Source organism: Pseudoalteromonas sp. P1-13-1a (assembly GCF_001401875.1).
In the GTDB taxonomy this organism is placed as follows: domain Bacteria; phylum Pseudomonadota; class Gammaproteobacteria; order Enterobacterales; family Alteromonadaceae; genus Pseudoalteromonas.
On record NZ_LKDV01000003.1, the window covers coordinates 1 to 11,782 of the forward strand.

Annotated in this window: 7 protein-coding genes; 5 read left to right on the forward strand and 2 right to left on the reverse strand. The window is 40.5% G+C overall.

Annotated elements, in window-relative coordinates; genetic code table 11:
* Positions 1 to 532 precede the first annotated feature (532 nt).
* From mads1 to AN391_RS03635, 5 genes are all read left to right on the forward strand, one after another.
* Positions 533 to 706 (forward strand): methylation-associated defense system helix-turn-helix domain-containing protein MAD1, encoded by a 174-nt coding sequence (gene mads1 / locus AN391_RS03615; RefSeq protein WP_055014136.1) that lies wholly within the window; start codon positions 533 to 535, stop codon positions 704 to 706.
* Between the two features lie 138 nt (positions 707 to 844).
* A complete protein-coding gene (locus tag AN391_RS03620; RefSeq protein WP_055014137.1) occupies positions 845 to 2,620 on the forward strand; it encodes an AAA family ATPase in 1,776 nt (591 codons plus the stop codon).
* Entirely contained in the window at positions 2,617 to 4,509 is a 1,893-nt protein-coding gene (locus tag AN391_RS03625; protein WP_055014138.1) for an ATP-dependent helicase, read from the forward strand. Before AN391_RS03620 ends, AN391_RS03625 begins: the two co-directional genes overlap by 4 nt.
* A gap of 43 nt (positions 4,510 to 4,552) precedes the next feature.
* Positions 4,553 to 5,989 carry a DUF262 domain-containing protein gene (locus AN391_RS03630; protein ID WP_055014139.1) on the forward strand — a complete coding sequence of 479 codons (1,437 nt, stop codon included), beginning with the start codon at positions 4,553 to 4,555 and terminating at the stop codon, positions 5,987 to 5,989.
* Positions 5,982 to 8,009, forward strand: coding sequence for a DUF262 domain-containing protein (locus tag AN391_RS03635; protein WP_055014140.1), 2,028 nt, complete (start codon positions 5,982 to 5,984; stop codon positions 8,007 to 8,009). Before AN391_RS03630 ends, AN391_RS03635 begins: the two co-directional genes overlap by 8 nt.
* 306 nt (positions 8,010 to 8,315) lie before the next feature.
* On the opposite strand, the gene gcvP is transcribed toward AN391_RS03635, so the two are convergent.
* Together gcvP and gcvH are read right to left on the reverse strand one after the other, a co-directional pair.
* Entirely contained in the window at positions 8,316 to 11,207 is a 2,892-nt protein-coding gene (gene gcvP / locus AN391_RS03640; RefSeq protein WP_055014141.1) for an aminomethyl-transferring glycine dehydrogenase, read from the reverse strand.
* Between the two features lie 154 nt (positions 11,208 to 11,361).
* Positions 11,362 to 11,751, reverse strand: a complete 390-nt coding sequence (gcvH, locus tag AN391_RS03645; RefSeq protein ID WP_055014142.1) for a glycine cleavage system protein GcvH — start codon at positions 11,749 to 11,751, stop codon at positions 11,362 to 11,364.
* Positions 11,752 to 11,782 lie beyond the last annotated feature (31 nt).

An 11,782-nucleotide genomic window follows, 5' to 3' on the forward strand; every position in this document is an offset into this window, starting at 1 on the left:
AAGACTGCACTCAGCTAATAATGATCAGTCACCAGTAGAGTATGAAAATTCTTTAGGAAAAGTGTCCGGCTGGAGTTGACCAGAACAGGTAACCTCTTTTAATTTCATATGCATCCTGCAATTGATTCATTCGGGAATAATATCTTGCCTGTAGATCAAACTTTGATCAACCCACCTAAAACCATAACCACATGAAAAACAACATTTTTGTGTTGCAACAGCAACCTGAACAGCATCAGAATTGTGCAAGTGAAAATTGAATTAAATCAACGCAAGTTTTTTGACTAAAAATAAGTTTTTGAATTGGAAATGGAAACAATAATTTTGTTGTGAGATATTTTGGGGCTTTAAAAATTGAAATATTTCAACGCAAGATAAACAAATATTTTTAAGGCATGATCAAAATTAAATAAATATTTTATAAAATAATTTTTAACCGCTCAAAAATACAACAAAATAAGATCGATTGCGATCAATTGCTAATTCCTCAATTTTCTCATACTATCAATTTGTTCACATACAGAGATTAAACATGGCCGATGAAATTTTGACCATTCAAGAAGTCGCAACCTACTTAAAGCTAAATGAAAAGACGGCTTATCGTCTTGCAAGTGAAGGCAAATTACCCGGTTTTAAGGTGGGTGGAAGTTGGCGATTTAAGCGCGTAGATTTGGAAAAGTGGATTGAAGAACAAAAACAAAAATAAGGACGTTATATGATCCCTAGTTATCAAGAATTCATGCGCCCTTTTTTCGAAGTTGCTCATCAGGCTGCTCCCAAAGAAGTTAGATTAAGAAAAATAATAAGTCAGTTGGTTAATCAGGAAAATTAGCAAGGAGGTTAGATGAATATTTTAGTTGATCAAGTTCGGATTGCTGGATTTAGAGGGATTGCTAATTTAGAAATTTCTTTACCCAGAGTGGCAGTGCTTATTGGTACAAATAACTCAGGTAAAACTTCAATCATAAAAGCGCTACAACTCGCCTTGGGCGATTATTCGCGCTCTTTAACTGAGGAAGACTTTCATATTGATGGGGAAGATCATGGCAGTGAATCTATTATTGTCGATGTCAGAATTGTCGCAACAGACGAACATGGTAATAGAGTTCAAGCATTTGAAGCTGAATGGATAGAAGAGTTTGAAGACATTATTCAATCTGAAGCTGACGGCCATCAATTTGTTATTATTAGAACAAAATGTGAGAGAGACAAAGTAAAAGGCGGATTTTTAACCTCTCGATTCTGGATGGGAACATGGCCCGATTTTGAAGGTTGGGCAGATGTAAAAGTGATATCTAAACGACAAATTAGAAAACGTTACGATGCACTGCCTTTTATTTCCATTGATGCCCAGCGCGATATCCATCAAGAGTTAAGAGAGAAAACATCTTACATAGGCAAAGTACTTTCAAGTATTGAGTATGATGAGAAAGATGTTGAAGAACTTGAAAAGATGGTCGCTGACATTAATGAAAAGGCAGTTGCTAAAAGTGAACCTTTATCTGAACTTAAAACTCACCTCGACTCATTGAGTCAGTCATTTGAAGGCAATGGTCAAACAGAAATTACGCCTTTCCCTAAAAAAATTAGAGACTTGTCTAAGCGTTTTACAGTCCACTTTGGAGAACATGCAAGTAACTCTTTCTCAATGGAATACCACGGCATGGGCACGCGAAGCTGGGCATCAATGCTAACGGTTAAAGCATTTACCGAGCTTTCGGCTAAAAAGCATGCGGAAGAAGTTGAACCGTTTTTTCCAATCATTGCAGCGGAAGAGCCAGAAGCGCACTTGCACCCGAATGCACAAAGAACTCTTTATCAGCAGTTAGCAGATTCTAGGGGACAGGTCCTCGTTAGCACTCATTCGCCATTTCTTGCAGCTATGGCGAACCTTCCAGACCTTCGTTCTATGGTGAAAGTTGATGGAAAAAATTGCGTTAAGCAGCTTTCCAACGCCTTTGACCCTGAGGACCTACTGATACTTCAACGCGAAGTTATGAGATTTCGGGGGGAAGTATTATTTGCAAGAGCAATTGTACTATTTGAAGGTGTCACAGAAGAACAAATTGTTCCTGCTATGTTTGAGCACTATTTCGGTTTTTCATCCTTTGTTGCTGGCGTCACATGTATCAGCGTTGCAGGTAAAAACTATGCTCCATTCATTAAGTTGGGGTGTAGTTTAGGTATACCTGTATGTGTTGTTAGTGACAATGACGGCAATACCAAGTCTTCTGTTGAATCGCAAATTGCTAATATTAAGAAAGATACTGGGTTAGAACTAAACGCCCAAGAGTTCCAAATTTACTTCTTATCCGATGGTAATGATGTTGAGGCTGAGTTAGTTAATATTCTAAAAATCAACCCTGAGTTGATTGAAGCCTTAGTTCTTTCCGAAACAAAAGGTTCAAATAACCCCAGATATGTAGAGGCGAAGCAGAAGGAGCTTTCTACTCTTGATAGTGAAGCCTTGTTGGAAAAACTTAGGGGTGCCAAAGCATCTTATGCAGGTTTTCTTGCTGATGTTATTTTTAGGAATCCACAGAAAAGAGAAAAAGATACTCTCGTACCAAATGCTTTTAAAGCAGCATTTGAGCAAGTTAAAGGTTGGATATCAGTATGATAAGTCTTTCACCAGCACAAGCGAATATTGTCAAATCTCCAATAGGCACTCCTATACAAATACTAGCATCTGCTGGTTCAGGTAAAACAAGAGTATTGACTGAGCGAATTCGGTTTATTCTGGAAAACACCAAAAAAGATAGAGTGATTGCCCTTACTTTTACTAATAAAGCTGCTGAAGAAATGCAGGAGCGCTTAGTTGAAGTGGATGACATTGAAGATCGAACTTGGATTTCTACCGTTCATTCCGTTGCTCAGAGAATACTGGAGCAATATGGGCATACCCTAGGCTTACCTTCTGAGTTACACATTTACGACAGAGATAAAGACCGCATGGAAGTGTTTCTTCAATCACTAAGAGATGAAGGTGTCGATATTGACACGTATCTCAACATTGAAGATTCGAAAGAAAAGAAAAACCGCCAACAAGTCATGCAAAATTATATGGATACTTTTTCCATAATAAAAAGAGAACTGTTAAGCCAAGGGGAAGCAGATGAACGCTTTGGTGTAGAAAGTGGCGTTTGGAAAATTTATCAGGATTACCAAAATGCATTGTTAGCAAGCGGTGGTATTGATTACGATGATATCCTCATCTATGCCCATAAACTACTACTGACCCAAGAGTGGATTGCTGACTTATACCGCACAAAGTATAAACATATTTGTGTGGATGAAGCGCAAGACCTTAACAAAGCTCAATACGAATTTATAAATGCGTTTTGTGGTGAAAAAATTAAAAGCATCTTAATGGTGGGTGATCCTAATCAAATGATTTATGGGTTTAATGGCTCATCGGAAAAGTATCTCTTAACGCGATTTGTTGAAGACTATCAGCCCACTCAATATCAACTTACAGAAAATTATCGAAGCACAAAAGCGGTAATTAATGTTGCTAATAAGATCAAACCGCTTTCACAAACAGAACATGAAATGGCGTTAAATGGCGTGTTTCATAAGCAATCGTGTGATGATGAATATGTTGAAGCGCTATGGGTCGTTAATCAAATTAATGAGTTGTTAAAGCTGGGCATACACCCAGAGATTGAAGGAAAAATATCTCTTAAGAATATGGTTGTAATAGCAAGAAACCGATTCGTATTTAAAGCTATTACTGAGGAACTTGAGCAAAAGAATATACCTTACCATTTCAAAAAAGGTGAACGCCAAACAGAACCAACGTCGCTATTTGGCAAAGTGCTCGATTTTGCACTTCGTCTAAAACTAAACCCTAAAGATTGGGTTGATGGTAAAAAGCTATGCGCCATTCTCAAAGTAACCCCACCTGAAGATTGGGGTAATGAAAACTATTTGAGTGTATGGGCAAACGATGTACTAAATTCAGAAATACTGTTTTCTGATCTTCAATCAAAGCTGTTGACTCAAATCCAGAATCTAGATGCTGATGAACCAAACATTCCAAAGTTTCACAAAGAGTTAGTGGCTGAACTTAATGTATTAGCCAACGATGAAGCCTTAGAAGATAAAAAACCAGAAATTGAACGTAGCTTAGCTGAGCTAGAAGAATTTAGAAATTCTTGGACTCGCTTCAAATCAAAGGGGCTTGGTAATTCACTACAAGCATTTAGAAATGCGCTTGCTTTAGGGCAATTGGCAGAAACAGCTCAGGGAGAAGGAATAACACTGAGCACAGTTCATACGATGAAGGGACTAGAAAAGGACATTGTATTCCTAATTGGTATGGTTGAGGGCGTTTTCCCTGACTATAGAGCCAAGACAGCGCAAGAAATAGAAGAAGAGAAAAACAGCGCTTTTGTAGCAGTAACAAGAGCTAAAAGGTGGCTTTATATCACTTATCCTCAAAAAAGGACGATGCCTTGGGGTGATATTAAATTTCAGTCGCCATCTCGATTTATAAGGGAATTATAAAAATGAATATTCTAAGCAAAGCAATTTTTGAGAAAAGAGCCTGATGAGCAAACAGATCGATAAGGAAATCATAACGGTAAAAGCACTATTGTCTTTGCCAAACTTAAGCATTCCGGCATATCAGCGCCCTTATAAATGGTCTCAAACAAACTTGGCTGATTTGCTAAGTGATTTAAAGGTATATCGAGAGAAATCGGCATACCGATTGGGGTCAGTGGTATTTCATAAGCACATAGATAGCGACAAAGAAGCACTTGATATCGTTGATGGACAACAGCGGACATTAACCTTATTGCTATTAGTAAAAGCCTTGTTAGAAGAGCGCTTCACTGGTTTAAAACGGCAAGATGTTAAAGAAACTCTGATCACACTGACTGAGCCAATTAATAGCTTTTTAGCGCGACAAACCTTTGATAGTGATATTTCGCATCGAAATTTGCATCAAAACTTTATGGCGGCAAAACGTGCTGTTGCTCGCAGTGACTTTACTGAAGCGGATATTGATTTTTTATTAAACCGCTGTGAAGTTGTGACCTTTGTTCTAGATGATGTATCCGAGGCATTTCAGTTTTTTGATTCACAAAATGCCAGAGGCCGAGATTTAGACCCTCATGATTTGTTAAAAGCGTTTCACTTGCGTGAGTTTTCACAAAGCGAAAGTCAACTTAAAGCTGACTCGGTACGACATTGGGAAAGCTTGGAAAGTGATCAGTTGGCGCGACTGTTTGCCAACTACTTGTTCCGTATTCGCAACTGGGCACAAGGTAAATCGGCACAGTATTTTAATAAATCAAAAGTAGGTTTATTTAAGGGCGTGAATCTCGATCAAGTTGGACTTTACCCCTATGTAGAACCGCTTCGCATAGCCCACCATTTTGTAGATAACTACAACGGGCAGTATCAGCGCCATATTGATCACCAACATATGCATTTTCCTTTCCATTTAGATCAGATGATCATAAATGGCAGGCGCTTCTTTGAAATGACCAGCCATTATCAACATAAGATTAATGAGATAGTTAGCGATGAGCGAAGTGGCAAACCAAAGGCTAAGAATAGTGAAGATAAAAGCCAAACTATTCGCATATTGGATCACGAGTTAGAACCATTAGCCAGTAAGATTCTACACACTCTAAACACCTACCGTTCTCGAACCCGCACAGGGGATGGTTATATTCGCACTCTATTTGATTGTGCAGTGATTTTTTATCTAGATAAGTTTGGCGCACATCAGCTTTCGCAAGCGATAGAGAAGCTGTTTATTTGGGCATATAGCTGCCGATTACAAATGCAAGTCGTGGGTATAGAGCGCATGGATAAACACGCTCTGACACAAAATGTATTTGAATGTATAAAACAAGCGGTGCAGCCAAGTGATGTTTTAAATTGGCCGTTAGCCACATTAAAAGCATCTGATTGTAAGGGAACCAAGCTGAGTGAGATCACAAAGCTGTTTAAGGACATGAAGTACTATGAGTAATACGCAAGCACCATACCAGCAATACAATGATGGAACTGCAAGTAAAGCAATCACCAGCTTTAGCGTTAAAGCATTACTTTGTGATACAAGCCGCTATTTAGTCCCTATGTACCAACGTAACTATGCGTGGGGTGAAGGTGAAATAAACCAGTTAATCCAAGACGTATTGGATTATCAGCAAAGTAAACCCAATCAAACTTACTATATTGGCACACTGGTAGTGTTTGAGCGTAAAGATGGCAGCTTTGAAGTAATAGATGGGCAGCAACGTTTTACCACGCTCACGTTATTAGCTTTTGCTCTTAAACGCTTATCTTCTACAAACAAAACGACGCTTGATATGGGCTGGTACAATGCACCCAATCTCAATTTTGAAAGCAGACAAAAATCATCGGATACCTTTACAAGCCTAATTCAAGGTGTTGCACTAGAACACTTAAAAACTGACGACTATAACCTAGATGTGGTGAATGGATTCTCGTTACTTGAAAAAGGCTTATTGGCTCTGGGTGACAAGCTAGAAGGTTTTTGCAAATACCTGTTCAATAACGTAGAAATAGCGCGTGTATCAGTTCCAAAAGATACCGACTTAAATCATTATTTTGAAGTCATGAATAATCGCGGTGAACAGCTCGAAAAGCACGAAGTTGTCAAAGCTAGGTTAATGTCAGTATTAAATGAAATTACTGACCCTTATGAACGCGAACACAGTATCCTGCTACTGGGCAAAGTATGGGACGCAACAGCGAATATGGAGCGTTACGTTCAATATGGCTTTAGCCCAGAAGAAAGGCATCTTGTTTTTGGTAAAGACGATTGGGGGCAATTTACAACAAGGTGCTACGCTGATTTAGCTACAAGTATTGGCGAAGTAACCACTCAAAAGAGCGAATCCACTCAATCTATATCGCTGTCGCTCAATGAGATATTGGCAACGCCACCTCATTCATCTTCTAGCGCCGATGTAACGCTAACACCAGAGCGCTTTAATAGCGTCATTAATTTTTCTAATTTCTTACTGCATGTTTTGAGAGTGTTAACAAAGCAGGATATCGCATTAGACGATAAGCGTTTGCTAGAGCAATTTGATGCCTATTTAAAAGGCAACAGCAGTGACAATATTAGTGCGGTAAAAGACTTTGTATTCGCATTACTCAAGTGTAAATACCTCTTCGACCAGTACATCATTAAACGTGAATTTAATGATGGCAAAGATAAGTGGAGCTTGAAGAAGCTGCATTTTTATAACGCTAAAAGCCAGAGCTACATTAATACTTTTGATGACAGCGAAGAACAGGATGATGAAGATGGCTTTGAAGGGATAAACCGTCAACTTTTAATGTTGTTAAGTGCTTTGCATGTTTCCACACCGACATTGGTTTATAAGCACTGGTTAAATGGCGCGTTGTTCCATTTATTCAATATGGATGAAATTACTCCTCGCCTGTATTTACAAAAACTCGAAAACTTAGCTCGCCAATTTGTATATGGACGCTTTTTAAGCGAATCACCTTCTGATTACTACCAAATGATTTACCAAAACTCGCATTATTCAGCGTTAGATCAAAACAATCAGCAAACTATGGTGAGGCTACACTATGGCGCGATTGAAAATAACTTAGTGTTTAACTATCTCGATTATTTGTTGTGGTGTGATGGTATTCAAAACAAAAAGGATGATGTCATTACACAGTTTGAATTTGCCTTCCGAAGCTCTGTTGAACACTTTTATCCTCAGCATCCACTTAATGGGCACAGAGTACTAGCCGATGCAGACCTGCATAGATTTGGTAATTTGTGTTTGATCAGTCACAGCAAAAATTCAAAGTTAAGTAACTTACAGCCAACCGCTAAGCGCGATCATTTTAAAGCCGCCATTGCAGATAAAAACATTGATACCCTAAAATTGTATGAAATGATTGAATTAATGAATACCGCTAACGAGTGGAATGAAACTCAAATAGCTGAACATGAACAATCCATGTTAGCTGTATTGGTTAACGATTCGAAAAATGACTAGACTAACTCCAATAATCTTTATAACAGATAAACTTCTTAGTTCTTTGTTTTTATTATAATTATCATTTGACTTCACTAAATAACCCAAACAGAATTTTACGTAAAAAAAGTTCAAACAAACTGTTTGCTAATCACAATCACTTATTTAGTTCACAGCTTAAAGTAAAAGACAAAAAAGCGAACCATCTCTGGTTCGCTTTTTCATTTTTACTGACCTCAAAACTCAACTATCGGTGGCAAACTTTATTTGAGTTGCAAACTTAATTCCGATAGTTGCAATCTTTATTCGAGATCGACAATTCAAAAGTTAGTCGCGGTAAGTCTCAACTGCTGGGCATGAACATACTAAGTTACGGTCGCCGTATACGTCATCTATACGTGTAACGGTTGGCCAGAACTTGTCTTTAGCTACCGAAGGCACTGGGAAGGCTGCGTAAAAACGGTCGTATGCGCGGTCCCATTCGTTACCTAATACATCAGCTTGTGTATGCGGTGCAAACACAAGTGGGTTGTTTTCGATTGACCATTCGCCAGAGATTACTTTGTCGATTTCGCCTTTGATTGACACCATTGCTTCGATAAAGCGGTCTATCTCGCCTTTTGACTCAGATTCAGTTGGCTCAATCATTAACGTGCCCGCTACTGGGAACGACATAGTGGGTGAATGGAAGCCGTAATCTTGCAAGCGCTTAGCTACGTCCATTTCAGTAATGCCTGATTGCTCTTTAAGTGGGCGTAGGTCAACAATACATTCGTGCGCAACGCGGTTGTTACGGCCACGGTATAAAATTGGGAAGTGCTGGCTTAATTCGTGCGTTAAGTAGTTAGCATTCACAATCGCCATTTCAGTGGCTTGTTTTAAGCCCTCTGAGCCCATCATGGTAATGTAAGCCCATGAAATAGGTAAAATAGCGGCTGAACCGTAAGGCGCTGCTGATACTGCACCGTTGTTAATGTTTGTACCCGGTACGTTAATTACGCTGTGGTTTGGCATAAATGGCGCAAGGTGCGATTTAACACCAATTGGGCCTACACCTGGGCCGCCGCCGCCGTGTGGAATACAAAATGTTTTGTGCAAGTTTAAGTGCGATACATCTGAGCCAATAAAGCCTGGGCTTGTTACGCCTACTTGCGCGTTCATGTTTGCGCCGTCCATGTAAACTTGGCCGCCGTGCTCGTGCACAATGTCACAAATTTCGCGAATGGTTTCTTCGTAAACGCCGTGTGTAGATGGGTATGTGATCATAATACACGATAAGTTTTCAGACACTTCTTCTGCTTTCGCTTTTAGGTCGGCCATGTCTACGTTACCGTTTTTATCGCAATCTACCACGACAATTTTCATGCTAGCCATTTGCGCAGATGCAGGGTTAGTACCGTGTGCTGAGCTTGGAATTAAACATACGTTACGGTGCGCATCGCCGCGTGACTCGTGGTATTTACGAATAGCAATTAAGCCTGCGTATTCACCCTGTGCGCCCGAGTTTGGCTGCAGTGAAACCGCATCGTAACCGGTAATGTTAACTAGCCAGTCGTGCAGCTCGTTAATCATTATTTGGTAACCTTCTGCTTGGTCTAGCGGGCAGAATGGGTGAAGGTTTGCAAATTCAGGCCATGTGATTGGGATCATCTCAGCGGTCGCGTTTAGTTTCATGGTACATGAACCTAGCGAGATCATTGAGTGGTTAAGCGCTAAATCTTTATTTTCTAAGCGCTTAATGTAGCGAAGCATGTCTGTTTCGCTGTGGTAGCTGTTAAAGTTTGGATGCGTTAGTATTTCGTCATCACGTACTAAACTAGCTGGAATAGAGTCGCTACCGTTTGCTTCAATATCGGCAGCAATAGCGTCTACACTCAGGCCGTGGCCTTCACCTAGTACAATATCAAATAGCTCAGCTACATCGGCGCGTGTGGTGGTTTCTGAAATCGAAATAGAGTACTCGCCGTTGTGGTTTGTAGCGAAGTTAACGCCTTTTGCAAGAGCACGTGCTATTACGTCATCTTTGCTGTCGCTTACAACTGTTAGCGTATCAAACCAGGTGCTGTGTTTAAGTGCGATACCTTTAGCTTTTAGGCCAGCAGCTAAAATATCAGCAAAGCGATGTATACGTTGCGCGATAGTTTTTAAGCCTTGTGGACCGTGGTACACCGCGTAAAACGCCGCCATGTTGGCAAGTAGTACCTGCGCTGTACAAATGTTTGAGTTGGCTTTGTCGCGGCGAATGTGTTGTTCGCGCGTTTGCATGGCCATACGCAGTGCGTCGTTACCTAGACGGTCTTTAGATACACCAATAATACGTCCTGGTAATGAACGTTTGTAAGCATCACGCGTTGCAAAAAATGCAGCGTGTGGTCCGCCGTAACCCATAGGTACACCAAAACGCTGAGCCGAACCAAGTACTACGTCAGCACCTAACTTACCCGGTGCTTTTAATAGTAATAAGCTCATAATGTCGGCAGCAACACAGGCAATGGCCTTTTTGCTTTGTACGCCAGCAATTAGGTCGGTTATATCGACTACTTCACCTGATGTAGTTGGGTATTGGAAAAGTGCGCCAAAAATGTCATGGTTAACGGCATCTTCTGCTTTACCTACAATGATTTCAAAACCAAACTGCTCAGCACGGGTGCTGACTACGTCGATTGTTTGTGTGTGTACGTCGTCGGCAATAAAAAAGGCATTAGCTTTTTTAGCTTTAGATACGCGTTTTGCAAGACCCATTGCCTCGGCAGCAGCGGTTGATTCGTCAAGTAACGAGGCACTTGCTAAATCTAGGCCTGTTAAATCTAGGGTCATAGTTTGAAAGTTTAATAACGACTCTAAACGCCCTTGCGCAATTTCTGGTTGGTACGGCGTGTACGCTGTATACCAGCCTGGGTTTTCTAGTACGTTACGTAAAATTACGTGCGGTACATGCGTTGGGTGGTAGCCTTGGCCAATGTACGATTTGAAAACTTTATTTTTGCTTGCTACCGATTTTAAGTAGCTTAGTGTTTCAACTTCAGTACGGCTTTCGCCAACTGTTAATGGCTGCGCTAAGCGAATGCTTGCAGGTACAGTTTGGTCGATCAGCTCTTGCACACTTGATACTTCTAAAGCACTTAGCATATCGCTTACTTGTGCTGGGCTTGGCCCAATGTGGCGGCGAATAAAATCTTGCTTTTGCTCTAACTGTTCAAGAGATTTGGCGTTTGACATGCGTCTAGATTCCTATGATCCTAAATACTAACGGGTAATTAGTATTGGTTAAAATATGTGATGATTTAATAACTTACTATGTATGGGGAGTAGGCCGTTAAATCATAAAAGCCCCAAAAACAGTGAATGGGGCTTTTGTCATCTACTTAGAGTATTACTCTTCGTCGATTGTGTTAGCGTAGTCTTCTGCGCTAAGTAGGTTTTCAAGCTCTGACTCGTCAGTTGCTTTAATGCGGAATAACCAGCCGTCACCGTATGGGTCGTTGTTAACCGTTTCTGGTGCGTCTTCTAGCTCTTCGTTAATCGCTACAATTTCGCCGCCAATTGGCGCGTAAATGTCTGATGCAGCTTTAACCGACTCTGCTACTGCACAGTCTTCGCCTGCATCTACTTCGTCGCCTACTTCAGGTAGCTCTACAAATACCATGTCGCCAAGCAGCTCTTGTGCGTGCTCAGAAATACCCACAGTAAATGTACCGTCACCTTCGTTGCGAACCCACTCGTGAGAAGAGGAGTATTTTAAATCGCTAGGGATATTGCTCATTATTTTGTTCCTTTGGTTTATATTGGGAGGA